The sequence below is a fragment of the uncultured Croceicoccus sp. genome (assembly GCF_947496385.1).
Taxonomy (GTDB): Bacteria; Pseudomonadota; Alphaproteobacteria; order Sphingomonadales; family Sphingomonadaceae; genus Croceicoccus.
Window position 1 is genome coordinate 427,958 of the sequence record NZ_CANMCP010000001.1, and the last position, 19,512, is coordinate 447,469.

The following is a 19,512-nucleotide window of genomic DNA, read 5'->3' on the forward strand; positions in this document are numbered from 1 at the left end:
ACCCCGGAACGTTACGACCCACCCCACATCGACGACCTCCTGCATACGCGAAACCTGACGCCCGATCGGCGAATCCCTTTGTTTTTCGTTCCGGCGCGAATGCACGGATCGAAGGCCGGATGGACATGCCATGCCGCCACCTGCACTCTAATACCATACCAAAGCGTTATGATTTCCATAAGTGCGACAAAGGTTTTTCGAATTTCGCGCAATAATAATGCCCGGCCCGGGGCGCGGCCACAGGCTTGTGCGGTGCGCACAGCCGCGATACAGGCAGGCAATGGGGGGACAAGTGCCGGCGTGCCTGGACGATGGACCTCTCCGAAAGAGCAGCTTACGATACAGGAAACGGGTTTTACGAAAATGGCGAAGCGTAACGATATCAATGCGGCCAGGGAAACTTACGAGGGTTTCATCGGCTATGCGAAATGGGGCGCGATTGCAGTCGCCGTTCTTGCCGCTATCGTGGTGTGGATCATAGCCTGACCGGAGTATAATCCGGCATTTCAAGGGGGAGGGGCTGCCGGACATGACGACCATCGCGATATTGAGGGAACGGGCCGCGGGCGAAACCCGCGTCGCCGCCACGCCGGAAACGGTCGGCAAGCTTGCCAAGCTGGGCGCGACGGTGCGGGTCGAGGCCGGCGCCGGGCAATCGGCGTCGATCAGGGATGCGGATTTCGCCGATGCAGGCGCGACGGTCGGCGACCTTTCGGGGACGGTGAACGGCGCCGATATCGTGCTGGGCGTGGCGGCGCCGGAGCCGGCCCTGCTCGACGGGGCGAAACCGGGGGCGATGGTCGCCGCGATCTGCGATCCGTTCGGCCGCCGCGACAATGTCGATGCGCTGGCGCAGGCGGGATACGAAGTGCTCGCCATGGAATTCATGCCGCGCATCACCCGCGCGCAATCCATGGACGTCCTCTCCAGCCAGTCGAACCTCGCCGGGTACAAGGCGGTGCTGGCCTGTGCCGATAATTTCGGGCGCGCCTTTCCCATGATGATGACGGCGGCGGGCACGATTCCCGCCGCGCGCGCCTTCGTCATGGGCGTCGGTGTCGCCGGATTGCAGGCGATCGCCACGGCAAAGCGTCTGGGCGCGCAGGTCTCTGCGACCGATGTGCGCTCCGCGACGCGCGAACAGATCGAATCGCTCGGTGCGAAGCCGATCTTCGTCGACAAGGTCGAAGGGATCGAGGGCGAGGGCAGCGGCGGCTACGCAACCGAGATGAGCGACGAGTACAAGGCCGCGCAGGCCGAGCTCGTCTCCTCCCACATCGCCCGGCAGGACATCGTGATCACCACCGCGCTGATCCCCGGACGCGCGGCGCCGCGGCTGATCACCGACGAACAAATCGCCACGATGAAGAACGGCAGCGTCATATTCGACCTCGCCGTGGCGCAGGGCGGCAATGTCGAGGGATCGGTACCCGACACCACCGTGGAACGCCACGGCGTGAAGATCATCGGCTATGCCAACACGCCCGCGCATCTTCCCGCCGATGCATCGGCCCTGCTGGCGCGCAATTTCTACAATTTCCTGTCCGCCTTCTGGGACGAGGAGAAGGGCGCGCCGGTCCTCGACGAGGAGATCGGCGACGCCATCCGCCTGACGCAGGGCGGCAAGGTCGTTCACGAACGCCTGTCAAGCTGAGCCACAAAAAAGGGGGGGTGCCATGGGATTGTTCAATGCAACACCCGCCGATCCGGGCTCCCTGACCAGGTCGCTTGCCGAAGAACCGGATTGTTGAGGAGAGGACACCTATGGATTTCATCGCGATCCTGTCGATTTTCGTGCTGGCGTGTTTCGTCGGCTATTATGTCGTGTGGTCGGTGACGCCGGCGCTGCACACGCCGTTGATGGCGGTGACCAACGCGATTTCCTCTGTCATTATCGTGGGCGCACTGATCGCGTCGGCCGAGGCCGGATCGGTCGCGTCCAAATGGCTCGGTCTCGCCGCCGTCGTCATGGCGAGCATCAATATCTTCGGCGGCTTTGCCGTGACCGAGCGCATGCTGGCCATGTACAAGAAGAAGGAACGGCCCAAGCCCGTCACCAAGGGGGAGGACCGCTAGGATGGATATTGCAAACGCATTGGCCGTTGCCGCCGATCCCACGCTGCCGCAGGCCACGCATGCGGTAAATCCGTGGGTCGCGCTCGCCTATCTCGCCGCGGGGGTCTGCTTCATCTTTGCGCTGCGCGGCCTGTCCTCGCCCGCGACATCGCGCAAGGGCAATCGCTACGGCATGGCGGGCATGCTCATCGCGGTGGTGACCACGCTGGTGACGCACGACATCGCCAGCCTGCTCGAAATCGTGATCGCCATCGCCATTGGTGGCGGCATCGGGTTCGTCATCGCGCGCAAGATCGCAATGACCGACATGCCGCAGCTCGTCGCCGCATTTCACAGCCTCGTCGGGCTCGCCGCGGTGCTGGTGGGCTGGGCGGCCTATCTCAACCCCGGTGCGTTCGACATTCTGATCGACGGCGTCATCAGCCCCGTCAGCCGGGTGGAAATGGGCCTGGGCATCGCGATCGGGGCCATCACCTTTTCAGGTTCGGTCATCGCCTTCCTGAAACTTGCAGGCAAGATGAGCGGCGCGCCGATCATGCTGCCCGGGCGGCACGTGATCAACCTCGGCACGCTGGCGGCGATCCTCGCGCTCACCGTGTATTTCACGGCGGATCAGTCGATCTGGGTCATCGCGGTCATCACCGTGCTGGCGTTCATCATCGGCTTCCTGCTCATCATCCCGATCGGCGGGGCGGACATGCCGGTCGTCGTGTCGATGCTCAACAGCTATTCCGGCTGGGCCGCGGCGGCGATGGGCTTTACCCTGCACAACACGGCGATGATCATCACCGGCGCGCTGGTCGGCGCATCGGGGGCGATCCTGTCCTATATCATGTGCCGGGCGATGAACCGCAGCTTCGTGTCCGTGATCGCGGGCGGTTTCGGTGCCGATGGCGGCGGCGATGCAGGCGATGGCGCGGCCAAGGTCGACCGCCCGTGGAAACGCGGCAGCGCAGAGGATGCGGCCTTCCTCATGAAGGAAGCCGGGCAGGTCATCATCATCCCGGGTTACGGCATGGCCGTCGCGCAGGCGCAGCACGTCCTGCGCGAAATGGGCGATCTTTTGAAAGAGGCGGGCGTCACCGTCAAATACGCCATCCACCCGGTCGCAGGCCGGATGCCGGGCCACATGAACGTGCTGCTGGCCGAGGCGAACGTGCCCTATAACGAGGTGTTCGAGCTTGAGGACATCAACGGCGAATTCAGCCAGACCGACGTCGCCTTCGTCATCGGCGCCAATGACGTGGTGAACCCCGCCGCCCGCACGGACAAGAGCAGCCCGATCTACGGCATGCCGGTGTTCGACGTGGAGAAGGCCAAGACGATCTTCTTCATCAAGCGTTCGATGGGCGGCGTCGGCTATTCGGGCGTCGACAATGACGTCTTCTACATGGATCAGACGATGATGCTCCTGTCGGATGCGAAGAAGATGGTGGAGCAAATCAACAAGGCACTCGCGGAATAGCGTGGGATTGCGCCTTTCGCGATAAAAGGGGCGGTGCGTCGCTGGACGGGCCGCCCCTTTTGTTTCTAAGGATGGGATGGCACCGGAACTGGATCGAATTGCAAAAGCGAGGACGCGAGTGTTGCGCAAACTTGGCCTGATCGGCGGGATGAGCTGGGTCTCCACCCGCGCCTATTACGAAGACATCAACCGCATCGTGCAGCGTCACGCCGGGCCTGAAAGCAGCGCGCCCATGCTGATCGAGAGCCTCAATTTCCGCCCGCTCTATCGCATCGGGGAAAAAGCGGAATGGCAGAAGGCGGCCGACGTGCTGATCGAATCGGCGCGGCGGCTGGAATCGGCGGGGGCCGAAGGGCTCGTGATCGCGGCCAATTCGATGCACCATGTCTATGACAAGGTGGCCGCGGCGGTGTCGATCCCCATCATCCACATCGCCGATTGCGTCGCGAAGGCCATGCAGGAGGAGGGCGTCGACCGTGCCGCCCTGCTGGGATCGCGCAATGTCATGATGCAGGATTTCTACCGCGAACGGCTCGTCGCGCAGGGGCTCGAACTGCTCCCCCCGGACGAGGAGATTGCCGACCGGCTGGATGCGATCATCTATGACGAGCTGATGATCGGCAAGGTGACGCGGTCCTCCGAGCGGGAGTTGAAGACGATCCTGACCAATCTCGGCAAGGACGGGGCCGAGGCGGTCGTGCTGGGCTGTACCGAGCTGGAGCTGATCGTGGATACCGACGCCAATGTCCTGCCGGTGTTCGACGGGGCGCATATCCATGCACGCGCGGCGGCGGAATTCATCCTCGGCGAGGGGTAGGCCGCCGCGCGCGTAGGTTCCCGATTTGATCCCGTTTCCGCGAACCCGGCGATCTGGCATCAGGCCGGATCATGAATTCCCCGTTCCGCCCCGAACTCGCCCCGCGCGCCCGTTACGCCAGCGATCCCGACCATAGCCGGGGGCGCGAGTTCGGCCCGCCCGACAATGCGGTGCGCGGTCCCCGCAGCCCGTTTCAGCGCGACCGCGACCGGATCATCCATTCCATCGCCTTTCGCCGTCTGCGTCACAAGGCGCAGGTTTTCGTGGCACCCGACGGCGATCATTACCGCACGCGCCTCACCCACAGTCTCGAGGTGGCGCAGATCGGCCGCGTCATCGCCCGCGCGCTCGGCCTGGACGAGGATCTGACCGAGGCATTGTGCCTGTCGCACGACATCGGCCATCCGCCCTTCGGCCATGCGGGGGAGCGCGCACTGGATCAGGCGCTCGCCGCGCATGGCGGGTTCGATCACAATGCCAATACGTTGCGCGTGCTGATGCGGCTGGAGAGCCCGTATTGCACGCATGACGGGCTGAACCTGAGCTGGGAAGTGCTGGAGGGGCTGGCGAAGCACAATGGCCCGGTCGCGCCGGATGCGGCATTGCCGTGGGCGCTGCGCGAACTGGATGCGGCGTTTGCGTTCGACCTGGCGCGCTGGCCCTCGCTCGAGGCGCAGGTTGCCGCGATTGCCGACGACATCGCCTATGACAATCACGACATCGACGATGGGCTGCGCGCCGGGTTCCTGTCGATGGATCAATTGCTGAGCCTGGATTTCATCGCGGATCAGTGGCGCGGGATCGAGGCGCGCTTCCCCCACGCGCCGCGCGACCGGTTGCAGCGCGAGCTGGTGCGCGGGCAGATCGGGTGGATGGTGAACGACGTCATTGCCGAAACGCAGGCCCGGATCACCGGCCACGCGATCGTCACGGCGGACGATGTGCGCGCGGCGGGGGCCGCCATCTGCGGCTTTTCCGAAAGCACCGCGGCGCAGGAACGCCGGCTGAAGCGGTTCATGTACGACAATCTCTATTTCCACCCGGCACAGCTGCGCACCGCCGATCTCGCCAATGATCTTCTGGCGAAGCTGTTCTCCGCCTATGATGCGCAGCCCGACCTCCTGCCCGACGACTGGCGCCGCGCAATGCCCGATGCCGAACCGGAGCGCAGCCGCCATATCGCCGATTTCCTCTCCGGCATGACCGACCTTTATGCCATTCGCCGCTACACCGGGATTTTCGGGCCGCCCCCTGCGGAATTGAGCAATGTCTGATGCCATCGTCCTCGTCGGGGCGACCGGGCTCGTCGGCGGTGCGGTCGTGCAGCAGGCGGAGGCGCGCGGCGATGACCGGATCGTGGCGCTCGCGCGGCGCGGGAATCCCGCTGCTGCCGACCCTTCGCGCAGCATCGTCGCGCCGACCGGGGCATGGCCGGCGATCATCGCGGACCTCACGCCCGCCGGCCTGATCTGCGCACTGGGCACGACGTGGCGCAAGGCGGGACGGTCGCAGGACGGCTTTCGCAGCGTCGATCAGCATCTCGTGATCGATTGCGCGCGTGCGGCCCATAATGCGGGCGCCCGGCGCATGATCGTGGTGAGCGCGGCCGGCGCCGATGCAGGCTCGCGCAATTTCTACCTTTCGGTAAAGGGCGAGGTCGAGGATACGCTCAAGACCATTGGCTTCACGCGGCTCGACATCCTGCGGCCCGGCCTCCTTCGCGGATCGCGCGGGGCCGACCGGCGGGTGAAGGAACGGCTCGCCATTGCCGTAGCGCCGATTTTCGACCGGTTGCTGCACGGGCGGATGCGGGCCATGCGGTCGATTCCGGGCGCGACGGTGGCGCGCGCGATCCTCGCCCTTTCGCGGGAGGCGGGCGAGGGCGTTTTCATCCACGACAACGATGCGATTCTTGCCCGTGCCGATACGCTCGCCGATTGACTTGGGCCGCGGGGATGCGCATGGCTGCACGCCTATCGCTGACCGCGCGGGAGAGTGTCGCCGCGATTCGTTCATGCCGAACGCATCGTGTCGTCCGCCGAAGGAGCAACCGCCCCGGAAACTCTCAGGCACCAGGGACCGCGCCGGTCGATAGCGATGCTCTGGAAAGCGTCCTGCCCTTGCCGGGCCGGGCCACCGACGGTGTAACCTCGCGTCATGCGGGGAAGGCTCTCAGGTTTCCGTGACAGAGGGGGCGTACCGGGTCATCATGGCCCGGCGCGACCTTTTTGAACGGAACCGAACGCATGAACGACATTATCGAAGACGGCGAAGCGGTGGAGGTGATGATCCTCCCGCTCGACCAATGGCACCGCGATGCAGGTGCGCGCATGGTGGAATTTGCCGGCTATCACATGCCGATCCAGTATGAGGGCATCATCGCCGAACATGGCTGGACGCGGGAGCATGCGGGCCTGTTCGATGTCAGCCACATGGGGCAGCTCATGGTGACGGGGCCGGACGTTGCCGCCGCGCTGGAACGCGTGCTTCCCGGTGATATTTCCGCGTTGAAGGAAGGGCGGGTGCGTTACTCGCTCCTGCTCAACGAGGATGGCGGCATCCTCGACGATCTCATGGTGACCAACACGGGCGATGGGTATTATCTCGTCGTCAATGGCGCGGTGAAGTGGGACGATATTGCCTGGCTGCATGAAAACCTGCCCGAAACGGTGACGTTGACTCATCTCGACGAAAGCGCGCTGCTCGCGTTGCAGGGGCCGGAGGCGGCGACCGCGTTGGCCCGGATCGTTCCCGGCGTCACTGACCTCACCTTCATGCAGGCGATGGTGGCGGACTGGAACGGGCACACGCTCGGCATTTCGCGATCGGGCTATACCGGCGAGGATGGCTTCGAGATTTCCGTTCCGGCAGAGGCGGCCCAGGCGCTGGCCGACGCGCTGGTCGCGATGGAGGAGGTGAAGCCCATCGGCCTCGGCGCGCGCGATTCGCTTCGGCTCGAGGCGGGCCTGCCGCTCTATGGGCATGACATGACCGAAACCGTGGACCCGGTGACCGCGGATCTCGCCTTTGCCATATCGAAGCGGCGCCGGAACGAAGGCGGCTTCATCGGTGCCGATACGGTGCTGCCCCTGCTCGAACGCGGGGCCGGGGCGCGGCGCGTGGGCTTGAAGGTCGAAGGCCGCATGGCCGCGCGTGAAGGGGCGGGCGTCTTTGCCGGCGAGGCGCGCATCGGCACAGTGACGAGCGGCGGTTTCGCGCCCAGCGTCGGCCAGCCCATCGCCATGGCCACCATCGCCACCGGCCACGACATGCCCGGCACGCGCGTCACCATCGAGATGCGCGGCCGCCAGATCGAGGCGACCGTTGCCGAAATGCCCTTCGTTCCCCACCGCTATCATCGCAAAGCCAAGACAGGAGCCTGACATGACGACCTATTTTACCAAGGACCACGAATGGATCGCCGTCGAAGGCGACACCGGCACCGTCGGCATCACCCAATATGCGCAGGAACAGCTTGGCGACATCACCTTCGTCGAATTGCCGGGCGCGGGCGACACGGTGAAGAAGGGCGACGCGGTGTCCGTCGTCGATTCGGTGAAGGCCGCCTCCGACGTCTACACCCCGGTGTCGGGTGAGGTGACGGCCAATAACGAAACGCTCGAAGAGGCGCCCGAAACGGTGAATTCGGACCCGGAAACGGCCGGCTGGCTGTTCAAGGTCACGCTTTCCGATCCGTCCGAGCTCGACGGCTTGATGGATGAGAGCGCCTACAAGGATTACGTCGCCAGCCTTTGATTTGCGCTGGACAGAGGAAAGACCCGCACATGCGTTACCTGCCGCTGACCCCCGACGACCGGACCGCCATGCTGGCGAAGATCGGCGCCGACAATATCGATGCCCTGTTCGCCGACGTGCCGGAGGGCGCCCGCCTTTCCGGCCCCATCGACGGCCTGCCGACCCATGCCAGCGAAATGGCGGTCGAACGGTATATGCGCAGCCTCGCCGCGCAGAACCTGTCGGCGGCGGATGCGCCGTTCTTCCTCGGTGCCGGGGCGTATCGGCACCATATCCCGGCAACCGTCGACCATATCATCCAGCGTGGCGAATTCCTCACCGCCTACACCCCGTATCAGCCCGAAATCGCGCAGGGCACCTTGCAGGTCCTCTTCGAGTTTCAGACGCAGGTTGCGCGCCTGTTCGGCACCGACATCGCCAATGCGTCGATGTATGACGGCTCCACGGCGTGCTGGGAGGCGATCGCGATGGCCGGGCGCATCACCCGGCGCGACCATGCGGTGCTGTCGTCCGGCCTGCATCCGCATTACGTGTCGGTCGCGAAGACCATGGCGAAATATACCGGCGATACGCTGGACACGGCGACGCCTGAATTGCTTGCCACAACCGATGACGATCGCGTGATCGCGGGCATCACCGACGCGACATCCTGCGTGGTGGTGCAATATCCCGACCTGCTGGGACGCATTCCCGACCTTTCGCGCATTGCCGATGCCGCGCATGAAAAGGGTGCGTTGCTGGTCGCCGTCGTGACGGAGCCGGTCGCACTGGGCCTGCTCGAGAGTCCGGGCGCGCTGGGTGCCGATATCGTGGTGGGCGAGGGGCAATCGCTCGGCGTGGGTTTGCAGTTCGGCGGTCCTTACCTCGGCCTGTTCGGCGCGCGGGAGAAATATGCGCGGCAGATGCCGGGACGCCTTTGCGGGGAGACTGTCGATGCGGACGGCAAGCGCGGCTTCGTGCTGACGCTGTCGACGCGCGAGCAGCATATCCGGCGCGAAAAGGCGACGAGCAATATCTGCACCAATTCGGGGCTGTGCGCGCTCGCGTTCTCGATCCACATGACATTGCTCGGCGGGGTCGGGCTGGACCGGATGGCGCGCATCAACCATGCCCGCGCGGCGAAGGCGGCGGCGCGGCTGGCGCAGATTCCGGGCGTTTCACTGGTGAACGACGCGTTCTTCAACGAGTTCACCATCCGCATCGGCTGCGACGCGCGCGAGGCGGCACTGCGCATGGCGAAGAACGGCGTGCTGGCCGGCGTGACCATGGGGCGGCTGTTCCCGGGTCAGGACGCGCTTTCAGACGGGTTGATCGTGGCCGTGACAGAAACGGTCAGCGACGAGGATATCGAGGCGCTCGCCACCGCGCTCGCCCAGGAAATTTCGGGAGACGCCGCATGAACGCCCCCAACGCATCGGGCTGGAAACCGCAGATGGGTCCGGCCGGCCGCAGCGAAACCCCGACGAGCAGCGGCGACATGGCATTGAACCTCGAAGAACCGTTGATCTTCGAGCTGGCCAATCGCGGCAATTGCGGCGTCGATTTCGATGAGGAGCCGGGCGACATCAGCCCCGCACTCGCCAGCTTTGCGCGGAAATCGCCGGTCGACCTGCCCGGCCTCGCCGAGCCGGAAGCGGTCCGCCATTATACGCGCCTCTCGCGGCAGAACTATGCCATCGACCTCGGCCCGTTCCCGCTGGGTTCGTGCACGATGAAGCATAATCCGCGGTTGAACGAGGCGGTCGCCCGCATGCCCGGCTTTGCCGACATCCACCCGCTACAGCCGATGGACACGGTGCAGGGCGCCTTCGCCGTGATCGAGCAGCTGGCCGAATGGCTCGTGACGCTCACCGGGATGAGCGCCGTCGCGATGAGCCCGAAGGCTGGCGCCCATGGCGAGCTGTGCGGTATCCTCGCGATCCGTGCCGCCCTGGAGGCGCGCGGCGACAAGCGTGCGGTCATCCTCGTCCCCGAAAGCGCGCATGGTACCAATCCCGCCACCGCCGCCTTTGCCGGGTACGCGGTCGAAAACATCCCTGCGACGAAGGAAGGCCGCGTCGATCTCGAAGCGTTGAAGGCGCGGCTCGGCCCCGATGTCGCGGGCGTCATGATCACCAATCCCAACACCTGCGGCCTGTTCGAGCGCGACATGAAGGCGATTTCCGACGCCGTGCACGCCGCGGGCGGGCTCGTGTATTGCGACGGCGCGAATTTCAACGCCATCGTCGGGCGGGTGCGTCCCGGCGACCTCGGCGTGGATGCCATGCACATCAACCTGCACAAGACGTTCAGCACGCCCCACGGCGGCGGCGGGCCGGGTTCCGGTCCGGTCGTCCTGTCGGAGGCGCTCGCCCCCTACGCGCCGATTCCGTTCGTCCGCCGCGACGACACGGGCCGCCTGCGCATGGTGGAGGAGCGCGGGGCGAAGGACTTGCTCCCCGACAGCTTCGGCCGGATGGTCGCGTTTCACGGGCAGATGGGCATGTTCACCCGCGCGCTCGCCTACATGCTCAGCCACGGGGTCGACGGGTTGCGGCAGGTCGCGGAGGACGCGGTGCTCAACGCCAATTACGTGCTGCGCAGCCTCGACGACGTGCTCGACGCGCCGTTCGGCGGCAGCGGCCCATGCATGCACGAGGCGCTGTTTTCCGATGCTGGCCTTGCCGAGGGGTTCACCACGCTCGACATTGCGAAGGGGCTGATCGACGAGGGGTTCCACCCGATGACGGTCTATTTCCCGCTCGTCGTGCATGGCGCCATGCTGATCGAGCCGACCGAGACCGAGAGCCGCGCCGGGCTGGACCGCTTGATCGCCAGCCTGCGCCACGTGGTCACCCGCGCAAAGGACGGGGACGAGGCGCTGAAATCCGCGCCGCATTATGCGCCGCGTCGCCGGCTCGACGAAACGCAGGCCGCGCGCAAGCCGGTGCTGGTGTGGAAGGGCGATCCGGCCCCGGCGGGCGAACCCACGCGCAGCGAGACCGGCGGACGTTGAGCGACCCCGGACACGAAGGCGGCGCCGGTCCGCAACCTTTCGTGTTCGGGGGCGAAGCGCGCCGCGATGCCCCCGCGACCCATCGCAACCGCGATGCCATCGCGGCGGTGCTGCGCGACGTGCTTCCCGCGCACGGGACCGTACTGGAAATCGCGTCGGGGACGGGGCAGCACGCGGCATATTTCGCGTCGCTGTTCCCGGCGCTGGTCTGGCAGCCGAGCGATACTGACGCGCAGGCGCTTTCCTCCATCGCCGCATGGGGGGCGGACAGCGGGCTTGCCAATCTTCGCGCGCCGGTCCGGCTCGATGCGAGCGCGACCGACTGGCCCGTGGAAAGCGCCGATGCGATCCTGTGCATCAACATGACGCATATCAGCCCTTGGTCCGCGACGCAGGGTTTTTTCGCAAACGCCGGGCGGGTGTTGCGGGAGGGTGGCCCGCTCGTCATCTACGGTCCGTTCCTTCGCGTTGGGGTCGAAACGGCCGCATCCAACCTGGCTTTCGATGACAATCTGAAGGCACGCGACCCACGCTGGGGACTGCGGCGGGTGGACGCGCTTGACGCTCTCGCGCAGGAAAATGGCTTGCGGCCTGCGGAGCCGATCCCGATGCCGGCGAATAATCTGATGCTGATCTACCGGCGATAGAGGGCATGAAAAAGGCCCGCCGGACGTGCTGTCCTGCGGGCCTTTTCACAACGGGCGAAAGAGCCCGCCGCGTGTCAGATGGCGCGATCGGCCGCTTCACCCACGGATTCGATATCCTCGCCAGCACCTTCGACGGTGTTGCAGGCGGCGGCGGCGAGAGCCAGGCTGCCGACGGCAGCGGCGAGTGCGATACGACGGATCATGGGATGCTCCTTGCTGATTGTTCCGCCACGAAACGAAGCGATGGGCGCGTTGTTCCCCATAATTCGTTCAAAGTTCGCCAAATTCGTTCCGCGTTTTCGACAGGCGATGTTCGCGCCACACGATGATGGCGCCCGCCGCGATGACGAGCGGCGCGCCGAACCACAGCATGACGGACGGCAGATTGTCGAAGACCAGCCACCCGTAAAGCGTGGCCCAGATCAGCATGGCGTAATCCATGACGATCACGCTCGACACCGTGCCATAGCGTAGCGAATTGGTCAGAAACAGCTGTGCCGCGGTGCCGAACCCCCCGACGAGAAGAAGGAGCGCGTAATCGGTCCAGTCGGTCGGCCAGGGAAAGAACAGCGCGATGATGAAAAGCACGGGCGCGGAGAACAGCGCGAAATAGACGACGATCGCGATGCTGTCCTCGGTCCGTGAGAGGTCGCGTATCTGGATCGAGATCAGCGCGACCATGAACGCCGCCGCGATGCCCACCGCCGCGCCGAGCGGGTCGATGTCCGTTCCCCCGGGCCCGGCGATGATCGCGATGCCCGCAAACCCCAGCAACACGGCGGACCAGCGCCAGCGTCCGACCTTTTCATGCAGCAGCAGGGCCGACAGCACCACGGCAAAGATCGGCGAGGTAAAGCCCAGCGTCGTCGAAACCGCCAAGGGCAGGAGGATCGGCGCACCGAAGGTCAGCGCCATGCCGGTCGATCCGGTTATCGCGCGGATACCGTGCGACACCAGCCTGTTGCTGCGCAGCCGGCCCATTTGCCCCCTCACGAGCAGGAAACCCAGCAACACCGGCACCGACACGGCCTGCCGAAACAGGAGGATATGCGGCAGATCGACGCCGCGCGCCGACGCCAGCTTCACCAGCATGAGCATCGTCGCCAGCGTCACCCCCGCGCCGAGCCGTAGCAGCAAGGCATACATCGGGCGCTGCACCGGGCCATCGCGCGGCGGAATTTGCGAGCCGGGGAGGCGCGAGGATGAGGAAGAACCGGGGGCAGGGGGCATACCGCCCTACTGCGCCGCGCCATCGATACGATCAACCTTCGATTGCGCGGTTGCGCCGGTTCGGGCAGGGATCCGCCCGCGATGCTGAATTTCTGGGATAGCGAAGCGGGAATGCTGGCCGCCGTTGCGGCAGGTGCGCTGCTGCTCGCCGCGATTGCATGGGTGGGCGATCTTCGCCGGACACGGCGGCAACGGCCCGACGATGTCGGCATCGTGCCGTGGGGGCCGTTGTTCCTCGCCGCGCTCGGCATTGCGGGGCTGTCGGGTTTCGTCGCGCTGCAATACTGGCTCGCAACCGTTTGAGGCGCGGCGCAACCGGGCTCAGAGGCAGGCTTGCAGATACGCCTGATCGAAGCCGAATTGCCGCGCTTTTTCAAGCGTGTAGGGGCGCAAGCCCGATGATTTGAAATCGCCGACGATCTTGCCGTCGGATCCTTCGTCGAGATATTCGAATTTAAACAATTCCTGCGTCACGATGACATCGCCTTCCATGCCGATGACCTCGGTGATGTTGGTGGTACGGCGGGACCCGTCGCGAAGGCGCTTCACCTGCACGATAAGGTCGACGGATTCGGCGATCTGCCGGCTGATGGCTTCCTTCGGGATCTTGATGTCGCCCATCAGGATCATGTTCTCCATCCGGCCGAGACATTCGCGCGGGCTGTTGGCGTGGAGCGTGCACATCGAACCATCGTGGCCGGTGTTCATCGCGGCGAGGAGGTCGAAACATTCCGCCCCGCGAATTTCGCCCAGGATGATCCGGTCGGGACGCATGCGCAAGGCGTTCTTCACGAGATCGCCGATCGTGATCGCGCCTTCGCCCTCCAGGTTGGGTGGCCGCGTTTCGAGCGGAAGCCAGTGCGGCTGTTGCAGGCGCAGCTCGGCCGCATCCTCGATCGTCAGCACGCGCTCGCCCGGATCGATCATTTTCGACAGCGCATTAAGCATCGTCGTCTTGCCCGAACCGGTGCCGCCCGAAATGACGATATTCATCTGGCACGCGCCGGCGATTTTGAGCACGGTCGCCATCTTTTCGCTCATGCTGCCGAATTCGCGCAACATGTCGATGGTAATGGGCTTTTCCGAAAACTTGCGGATGGAAATGGCCGTCCCGCGCAGCGAAAGTGGCGGGACGATCACGTTGACGCGGCTGCCATCCTTCAACCGGGCATCGGCGAGCGGCGTGGTCTGATCGACGCGGCGGCCGACCTGGTTCACGATACGCTGGGCGATCTGAAACAGGTGCTGCTCGTCGCGGAACTGTATCTTTGCGAGCTCGAGCTTGCCCTTGCGTTCGACGTAGGTCTGCTGCGGCCCGTTGACCATGATGTCCGAAATATCCGGGTCGGACAGCAATTCCTCCAGCGGGCCGAAGCCCAGCAATTCGTCGATCAGCACCTTTTCGAGCGCGAATTGCTCACGCCGGTTCAAGGTGATCTTCAATTCCGCCAGCACTTCGAGGATGATCGGCCGGAATTCCTCGGACAGTTCATCCTTGGTCAGGGTCGCCGCGGCCTCGGGATCGACGCGTTCGAGCAGGCGCGGCAACACCTGCTCCTTGATCCGGTGGACCGACACTTCGAAGCCTTCGGCGGTGTAATTGCCCTCGGTGACCGAATTGGCGCGTTCGGCAAGCCGGGCGAGCGCGTCATCCTCCGGATCGACCGCGATCTCGGGAAGTGGGGGGAACGGCTCCGGTTCGGGCGGGGGCGGGAGCGGCTGCGCGCCCGGCGCGGCACCGGTGCCCTTCATCGGCCGGGCCACGCCAAAGCTGGCACGCGGGTTCGACTTGGAGGCCAATCCATCCTTTCGGCCGAAAGCACTCATAAATTCAGACCTTTGTGGCGCGCATCTTCCTGTGCCAGACGGAAGCGGTGTCACGCTTCGCATGGTGGATCCTCTATGGCTGGAATTGGTGAACAACTCGCTAACCATGGGCTCGCGCCGACACGGTGCTGGCTGTGCGAAAGGCCGCTCGGCGACAGGGTCGAGTATCATCACACGGTGCCGAAAAGCCGCAAGGGCCGCGAAACGGTCGCGGTGCATCCGATCTGCCACCGCACGCTCCACGCGCAATTCACGAATGCGGAACTGGCGCGGTTCGGGCAGGATGTCGAATTCCTGCGGCGCAACGACGGCGTTGCAAAATTCCTGCGCTGGATTGCAAAGCGTCCGCCGGACTTTCACGCGAAAACGCGCGGCCCGCGGAAATAGCAAGGATCACACGGCAAAGAGGAGCGGCGCCGCCCGACGCAAAACGCCGCCGGAACCTGTCCGGCGGCGCTCTCTATGCGATCAATCGCGGTTCAGCCTGCGACGTGTTCGGCCAGCACGGTCAGCCTGCCGTCGGCCACCTCGGCGAAACCGCCCGCGACCTCAATTTCGTCGGGCGTCGCACCCTGCGAGGCGAAGACCTGGATCTTGCCGTCGCGAATGGTCGACATGAACGGGGCATGCCCCTCCAGAACGCCGAACTCACCGTTGCTGCCGGGGACGACCACCATGTGGACCTCCTCCGACCGCACCAGCTTGGCCGGGGTGACGAGTTCGAAATGCAGCGGCATGGCGATCAGGAATCCTCGGCCAGCTTCTTCGCCTTGGCGACCGCTTCCTCGATCCCGCCGACCATGTAGAACGCGGCCTCGGGAAGGTGGTCGTATTCGCCTTCGACGACGGCCTTGAACGACTTGATCGTGTCCTCGATCGCGACGAACTTGCCGGGGATGCCGGTGAAGACTTCGGCGACGTGGAACGGCTGCGACAGGAACTTCTGGATCTTGCGGGCGCGCTGCACGGTCAGCTTGTCCTCTTCCGACAGCTCATCCATGCCGAGAATGGCGATGATGTCCTGAAGCGACTTGTACTTCTGCAACGTTTCCTGAACCTTGCGCGCGGTTTCGTAGTGTTCCTGACCGACGACGCGGGGTTCGAGCACGCGGCTCGTCGAATCGAGCGGATCGACCGCCGGGTAGATGCCCAGTTCGGAGATCGCACGGTTCAGCGTGGTCGTCGCGTCGAGGTGGGCAAACGAGGTCGCCGGCGCCGGGTCGGTCAAATCGTCGGCCGGCACGTAAATCGCCTGCACCGAGGTGATCGACCCCTTGTTGGTGGAGGTGATGCGCTCCTGCAACGCGCCCATGTCGGTCGACAGGGTCGGCTGATACCCCACGGCCGAGGGAATACGGCCGAGCAGCGCCGACACTTCGGAACCGGCCTGCGTGAAGCGGAAGATGTTGTCGACGAAGAACAGGACGTCCTGCCCTTCCTCGTCACGGAAATATTCCGCCATGGTGAGGCCCGACAGCGCCACGCGGCTACGCGCGCCCGGCGGTTCGTTCATCTGGCCGAAGACCAGCGCGACCTTGGACCCCTCGGACGTGGCATTGCCGTTCTCGTCCTTGGCGATGACGCCCGCGTCGAGGAATTCGTGATAAAGGTCGTTGCCCTCGCGGGTGCGCTCACCGACGCCCGCGAACACGGACACGCCGCCGTGACCCTTCGCGATATTGTTGATGAGTTCCTGGATGAGCACGGTCTTGCCGACGCCCGCGCCGCCGAACAGGCCGATCTTGCCGCCCTTCGCATAGGGGGCGAGCAGGTCGATGACCTTGATCCCGGTGACGAGGATCGCCGCCTCGGTCGACTGGTCGACGAATTCGGGAGCCTTCGCGTGGATCGGGGCGGTGTTCATCGCACCGATGGGGCCCATCTCGTCGATCGGCTCGCCGATGACGTTCATGATGCGGCCCAGCGTCTTCGGCCCGACCGGAACCTCGATCTGCGAGCCGGTGTTGCGCACGCTCTGCCCGCGGGTCAGGCCGTCGGTGCCGTCCATCGCGATGGTGCGCACGGCGCTCTCGCCGAGGTGCTGCGCCACTTCGAGGACGAGGCGGTTGCCGTTGTTGTCGGTTTCGAGCGCGGCCATGATCGGCGGCAGTTCGCCTTCGAAGACCACGTCGACGACGGCGCCGATGACCTGGCTGATCTTGCCCTGCGCGGGGATGTTCGATGTGCCCGTATTGTCGAGCGTGGGTGCGGTGGCCATGATATCGTATCCTTGCCGTCTGTGCCTTAGAGCGCTTCCGCGCCGGCGATGATTTCAATGAGTTCGGTGGTGATCGCGGCCTGGCGGCTGCGGTTGTACTGAATGGTCAGCTTGTCGATCAGGTCGCCGGCGTTGCGCGTGGCATTGTCCATCGCGGTCATCGAGGCGCCCTGTTCCGATGCATTGTTTTCGAGCAGCGCACCGAACAATTGCGTTTTCAGATAGCGGGGCAGCAGCTCCTCGAGGATTTCCTCCTCGCTCGGCTCGTAATCGACGACTGCGCCGGTGGGGGCGGAATTGTCGGTCGTTGCCGCATCGGGCGCGGGGACGGGGATGATCTGCTGACGCGTGGGCGTCTGGGTCAGCGCGGACTTGAACTTGGAATAGAACAGGTGCGCGATGTCGAACCGGCCATCCTCGTACATGCCGATCAGCTCTTCGGCGATCTTCTCCGCCTCGGCATAGCCGGGTTCGCGCACGTCGGTCGTGTCGAAATTGACGCCGACCCGGTCGGGATAGGCGCGCCGGATCGGGGCGCGTCCCTTGCGCCCGATGAGGTAGAATTCCACCTCCTTGTCCTCGGCGATGAGTTCCTTCGCCTTGGCGAGAGCGGCGCGCACGATGTTCGAATTGAACGCGCCGGCCAGCCCCTTGTCCGAATTGGCGACGACGAGCAGGTGGCGCTTCGTCGAACCGGTGCCGGTGAGCAGGCGCGGCGCATTGTCGCTGTCGCCGGCACGCCCGGCAAGGCTCGCCATGACCGAGGCCAGACGCTCGGCATAGGGGCGCGCCTCTTCGGCGGCTGCCTGTGCCTTGCGCAGCTTGGCCGCGGCGACCATCTGCTTGGCCTTGGTGATCTTCTGGGTCGACTTGACCGAGTTGATCCGACCCTTGAGTTCCTTGAGGCTAGCCATTTCGGCTCCCTATCTGGTGTGAACCGGCTCAGCCGAACTGCTTGGCAAAGCTGTCGAGTGCGGAAACGACCTTGTCCTTCGACGGGTCGAAGGCCTTGCTCTCGCGAATCTCGGCGAGCACGCCGGAATGTTCGGCGCGCATGTAGCCCAGCATCGCCGCTTCGTATTCGGTGACGCGGTCGACCGGCACGCTGTCGAGATAGCCGTTGGTGCCGGCGAAGATCGACACGGTCTGCTCCTCGAACGGCATGGGCGAGAACTGCGGCTGCTTCAGCAGCTCGGTCAGGCGCGCACCGCGGTTCAAAAGCTTCTGCGTCGAGGCATCGAGGTCCGAGCCAAACTGCGCAAAGGCCGCCATTTCGCGGTACTGCGCCAGCTCCAGCTTGATCGAGCCGGACACCTTCTTCATCGCCTTGGTCTGTGCGGCGCCGCCGACACGCGACACCGACAGGCCGACGTTGATGGCCGGACGCACGCCTTGGTAGAACAGGCCGGTTTCAAGGAAGATCTGACCATCGGTGATCGAGATCACGTTGGTCGGAATATAGGCCGAAACGTCGCCCGCCTGCGTCTCGATGATGGGAAGCGCGGTCAGCGAACCGGCGCCGTTTTCCTCGTTCATCTTCGCCGCGCGCTCGAGCAGGCGGCTGTGCAGGTAGAACACGTCGCCCGGATAGGCTTCGCGGCCCGGCGGGCGGCGCAGCAGCAGCGACATCTGACGATAGGCATTCGCCTGCTTCGACAGATCGTCATAGACGATGACCGCGTGCATGCCGTTGTCGCGGAAGAATTCACCCATCGCACAGCCGGTGTAGGGGGCGAGGAACTGAAGCGGGGCCGGTTCCGACGCGGTCGCGGCCACGACGATGGTATATTCCATCGCGCCGTTTTCCTCGAGGCTCTTCACGATCTGCGCGACGGTCGAACGCTTCTGCCCGACGGCGACATAGATGCAGTAGAGCTTCTTCGTCTCGTCGTCGCCCGCGTTCGCTTCCTTCTGATTGATGAAGGTGTCGATCGCGACGGCGGACTTGCCGGTCTGACGGTCGCCGATGATCAGCTCGCGCTGTCCGCGGCCGACGGGGACGAGCGCGTCGATGGCCTTGAGGCCGGTCTGCACCGGTTCGTGAACCGATTTGCGCGGGATGATGCCCGGTGCCTTCGTTTCGACGCGGCGGCGTTCGACGCTTTCGATCGGGCCCTTGCCGTCGATCGGATTGCCGAGTGCGTCGACCACGCGGCCGAGCAGGCCCTTGCCCACCGGCACGTCGACGATGGTGCCGGTCCGCTTGACCTGGTCGCCTTCCTTGATGGCGCTGTCCGAACCGAAGATCACGACGCCGACATTATCGGCCTCGAGGTTGAGGGCCATGCCCTGAACCCCGTCGGCGAATTCGACCATCTCGCCGGCCTGAACCTTGTCGAGGCCGTGGATGCGGGCGATGCCGTCGCCAACCGACAGCACGGTGCCGACTTCGGTGACCTGTGCTTCGGTGCCGAAGCTGGCGATCTGGTCCTTGATGACCTTGGAGATTTCTGCGGCGCGGATTTCCATGTTCAGCCTTTC

21 protein-coding genes and 2 riboswitches are annotated in these 19,512 nt (G+C 64.9%); of the genes, 14 read left to right on the plus strand and 7 right to left on the minus strand.

Going from position 1 to position 19,512, the window contains the following annotated elements:
- Positions 1-363 precede the first annotated feature (363 nt).
- The 12 genes from Q0897_RS02055 to Q0897_RS02110 all read left to right on the plus strand — a co-directional run bounded on the left by Q0897_RS02055 (position 364) and on the right by Q0897_RS02110 (position 11,756).
- Positions 364-486, plus strand: coding sequence for an aa3-type cytochrome c oxidase subunit IV (locus Q0897_RS02055; protein WP_299307244.1), 123 nt, complete (start codon positions 364-366; stop codon positions 484-486).
- 43 nt (positions 487-529) lie between these two features.
- The gene (locus Q0897_RS02060) at positions 530-1,654 is read left to right on the plus strand and encodes an NAD(P) transhydrogenase subunit alpha (RefSeq protein ID WP_299307245.1); all 1,125 of its coding nucleotides are present in this window, start codon (positions 530-532) and stop codon (positions 1,652-1,654) included.
- A 110-nt stretch (positions 1,655-1,764) separates the two neighbouring features.
- Positions 1,765-2,076: an NAD(P) transhydrogenase subunit alpha gene (locus Q0897_RS02065; RefSeq protein ID WP_299307246.1), complete on the plus strand. Its 312-nt coding sequence runs from the start codon at positions 1,765-1,767 to the stop codon at positions 2,074-2,076.
- Position 2,077: 1 nt separating this feature from the next.
- Positions 2,078-3,541, plus strand: a complete 1,464-nt coding sequence (locus tag Q0897_RS02070) for an NAD(P)(+) transhydrogenase (Re/Si-specific) subunit beta (RefSeq protein ID WP_299307247.1) — start codon at positions 2,078-2,080, stop codon at positions 3,539-3,541.
- 121 nt (positions 3,542-3,662) lie between these two features.
- Complete coding sequence (locus Q0897_RS02075) at positions 3,663-4,358, plus strand: amino acid racemase (protein ID WP_299307248.1); 696 nt, start codon at positions 3,663-3,665, stop codon at positions 4,356-4,358.
- A gap of 71 nt (positions 4,359-4,429) precedes the next feature.
- Positions 4,430-5,632 (plus strand): deoxyguanosinetriphosphate triphosphohydrolase, encoded by a 1,203-nt coding sequence (locus Q0897_RS02080; protein ID WP_299307249.1) that lies wholly within the window; start codon positions 4,430-4,432, stop codon positions 5,630-5,632.
- Positions 5,625-6,299, plus strand: a complete 675-nt coding sequence (locus tag Q0897_RS02085; RefSeq protein WP_299307250.1) for an NAD(P)H-binding protein — start codon at positions 5,625-5,627, stop codon at positions 6,297-6,299. Before Q0897_RS02080 ends, Q0897_RS02085 begins: the two co-directional genes overlap by 8 nt.
- Before the next feature lie 37 nt (positions 6,300-6,336).
- A riboswitch (glycine riboswitch) is annotated at positions 6,337-6,450 on the plus strand.
- Positions 6,451-6,557: riboswitch (glycine riboswitch) on the plus strand.
- Positions 6,558-6,604: 47 nt separating this feature from the next.
- Positions 6,605-7,741, plus strand: a complete 1,137-nt coding sequence (gcvT, locus tag Q0897_RS02090) for a glycine cleavage system aminomethyltransferase GcvT (protein WP_299307251.1) — start codon at positions 6,605-6,607, stop codon at positions 7,739-7,741.
- 1 nt (position 7,742) lies between these two features.
- Positions 7,743-8,114 carry a glycine cleavage system protein GcvH gene (gene gcvH / locus Q0897_RS02095; protein WP_299307252.1) on the plus strand — a complete coding sequence of 124 codons (372 nt, stop codon included), beginning with the start codon at positions 7,743-7,745 and terminating at the stop codon, positions 8,112-8,114.
- 29 nt (positions 8,115-8,143) lie between these two features.
- Positions 8,144-9,514, plus strand: a complete 1,371-nt coding sequence (gene gcvPA / locus Q0897_RS02100) for an aminomethyl-transferring glycine dehydrogenase subunit GcvPA (protein WP_299307254.1) — start codon at positions 8,144-8,146, stop codon at positions 9,512-9,514.
- Positions 9,511-11,109 carry an aminomethyl-transferring glycine dehydrogenase subunit GcvPB gene (gcvPB, locus tag Q0897_RS02105; protein WP_299307255.1) on the plus strand — a complete coding sequence of 533 codons (1,599 nt, stop codon included), beginning with the start codon at positions 9,511-9,513 and terminating at the stop codon, positions 11,107-11,109. Before gcvPA ends, gcvPB begins: the two co-directional genes overlap by 4 nt.
- On the plus strand, positions 11,106-11,756 hold the full coding sequence (locus tag Q0897_RS02110) for a DUF938 domain-containing protein (RefSeq protein WP_299307256.1): 651 nt from the start codon (positions 11,106-11,108) through the stop codon (positions 11,754-11,756). Before gcvPB ends, Q0897_RS02110 begins: the two co-directional genes overlap by 4 nt.
- Before the next feature lie 74 nt (positions 11,757-11,830).
- Here Q0897_RS02110 and Q0897_RS02115 read toward each other — a convergent pair whose 3' ends face one another.
- Together Q0897_RS02115 and Q0897_RS02120 are read right to left on the minus strand one after the other, a co-directional pair.
- Positions 11,831-11,959 (minus strand): entericidin A/B family lipoprotein, encoded by a 129-nt coding sequence (locus Q0897_RS02115; protein ID WP_202083959.1) that lies wholly within the window; start codon positions 11,957-11,959, stop codon positions 11,831-11,833.
- Between the two features lie 67 nt (positions 11,960-12,026).
- Positions 12,027-12,914 (minus strand): DMT family transporter, encoded by an 888-nt coding sequence (locus tag Q0897_RS02120; protein ID WP_299307257.1) that lies wholly within the window; start codon positions 12,912-12,914, stop codon positions 12,027-12,029.
- 153 nt (positions 12,915-13,067) lie between these two features.
- On the opposite strand from Q0897_RS02120, the gene Q0897_RS02125 reads away from it, so the two are divergent.
- Positions 13,068-13,289, plus strand: coding sequence for a hypothetical protein (locus Q0897_RS02125; RefSeq protein WP_236672088.1), 222 nt, complete (start codon positions 13,068-13,070; stop codon positions 13,287-13,289).
- Between the two features lie 18 nt (positions 13,290-13,307).
- On the opposite strand, the gene Q0897_RS02130 is transcribed toward Q0897_RS02125, so the two are convergent.
- Positions 13,308-14,813 (minus strand): CpaF family protein, encoded by a 1,506-nt coding sequence (locus tag Q0897_RS02130; RefSeq protein WP_299307258.1) that lies wholly within the window; start codon positions 14,811-14,813, stop codon positions 13,308-13,310.
- A gap of 75 nt (positions 14,814-14,888) precedes the next feature.
- Between Q0897_RS02130 and Q0897_RS02135 the strand changes: the two genes are divergently transcribed.
- On the plus strand, positions 14,889-15,200 hold the full coding sequence (locus Q0897_RS02135; protein WP_299307259.1) for an HNH endonuclease: 312 nt from the start codon (positions 14,889-14,891) through the stop codon (positions 15,198-15,200).
- A gap of 92 nt (positions 15,201-15,292) precedes the next feature.
- Here Q0897_RS02135 and Q0897_RS02140 read toward each other — a convergent pair whose 3' ends face one another.
- The 4 genes from Q0897_RS02140 to atpA are packed head-to-tail and all read right to left on the minus strand — an operon-like array spanning position 15,293 to position 19,500.
- Complete coding sequence (locus Q0897_RS02140) at positions 15,293-15,550, minus strand: ATP synthase F1 subunit epsilon (RefSeq protein WP_299307260.1); 258 nt, start codon at positions 15,548-15,550, stop codon at positions 15,293-15,295.
- 5 nt (positions 15,551-15,555) lie between these two features.
- Positions 15,556-17,031, minus strand: coding sequence for a F0F1 ATP synthase subunit beta (gene atpD, locus Q0897_RS02145; protein ID WP_299307261.1), 1,476 nt, complete (start codon positions 17,029-17,031; stop codon positions 15,556-15,558).
- Positions 17,032-17,057: 26 nt separating this feature from the next.
- Entirely contained in the window at positions 17,058-17,945 is an 888-nt protein-coding gene (locus tag Q0897_RS02150; RefSeq protein ID WP_299307262.1) for a F0F1 ATP synthase subunit gamma, read from the minus strand.
- 28 nt (positions 17,946-17,973) lie between these two features.
- The gene (gene atpA, locus Q0897_RS02155; RefSeq protein WP_299307263.1) at positions 17,974-19,500 is read right to left on the minus strand and encodes a F0F1 ATP synthase subunit alpha; all 1,527 of its coding nucleotides are present in this window, start codon (positions 19,498-19,500) and stop codon (positions 17,974-17,976) included.
- Between the last annotated feature and the right edge of the window lie 12 nt (positions 19,501-19,512).

Bases quoted from the DNA above. Each gene is read 5' to 3' on its own strand.
- Q0897_RS02055 (WP_299307244.1), top strand. From the start codon at position 364: ATGGCGAAGCGTAACGATATCAATGCGGCCAGGGAAACTTACGAGGGT.
- Q0897_RS02060 (WP_299307245.1), top strand. From the start codon at position 530: ATGACGACCATCGCGATATTGAGGGAACGGGCCGCGGGCGAAACCCGC.
- Q0897_RS02065 (WP_299307246.1), top strand. From the start codon at position 1,765: ATGGATTTCATCGCGATCCTGTCGATTTTCGTGCTGGCGTGTTTCGTC.
- Q0897_RS02070 (WP_299307247.1), top strand. From the start codon at position 2,078: ATGGATATTGCAAACGCATTGGCCGTTGCCGCCGATCCCACGCTGCCG.
- Q0897_RS02080 (WP_299307249.1), top strand. From the start codon at position 4,430: ATGAATTCCCCGTTCCGCCCCGAACTCGCCCCGCGCGCCCGTTACGCC.
- Q0897_RS02085 (WP_299307250.1), top strand. From the start codon at position 5,625: ATGTCTGATGCCATCGTCCTCGTCGGGGCGACCGGGCTCGTCGGCGGT.
- gcvT (WP_299307251.1), top strand. From the start codon at position 6,605: ATGAACGACATTATCGAAGACGGCGAAGCGGTGGAGGTGATGATCCTC.
- gcvH (WP_299307252.1), top strand. From the start codon at position 7,743: ATGACGACCTATTTTACCAAGGACCACGAATGGATCGCCGTCGAAGGC.
- gcvPA (WP_299307254.1), top strand. From the start codon at position 8,144: ATGCGTTACCTGCCGCTGACCCCCGACGACCGGACCGCCATGCTGGCG.
- gcvPB (WP_299307255.1), top strand. From the start codon at position 9,511: ATGAACGCCCCCAACGCATCGGGCTGGAAACCGCAGATGGGTCCGGCC.
- Q0897_RS02115 (WP_202083959.1), bottom strand. From the start codon at position 11,959: ATGATCCGTCGTATCGCACTCGCCGCTGCCGTCGGCAGCCTGGCTCTC.
- Q0897_RS02125 (WP_236672088.1), top strand. From the start codon at position 13,068: ATGCTGAATTTCTGGGATAGCGAAGCGGGAATGCTGGCCGCCGTTGCG.
- Q0897_RS02130 (WP_299307258.1), bottom strand. From the start codon at position 14,813: ATGAGTGCTTTCGGCCGAAAGGATGGATTGGCCTCCAAGTCGAACCCG.
- Q0897_RS02135 (WP_299307259.1), top strand. From the start codon at position 14,889: ATGGCTGGAATTGGTGAACAACTCGCTAACCATGGGCTCGCGCCGACA.
- Q0897_RS02140 (WP_299307260.1), bottom strand. From the start codon at position 15,550: ATGCCGCTGCATTTCGAACTCGTCACCCCGGCCAAGCTGGTGCGGTCG.
- atpD (WP_299307261.1), bottom strand. From the start codon at position 17,031: ATGGCCACCGCACCCACGCTCGACAATACGGGCACATCGAACATCCCC.
- Q0897_RS02150 (WP_299307262.1), bottom strand. From the start codon at position 17,945: ATGGCTAGCCTCAAGGAACTCAAGGGTCGGATCAACTCGGTCAAGTCG.
- atpA (WP_299307263.1), bottom strand. From the start codon at position 19,500: ATGGAAATCCGCGCCGCAGAAATCTCCAAGGTCATCAAGGACCAGATC.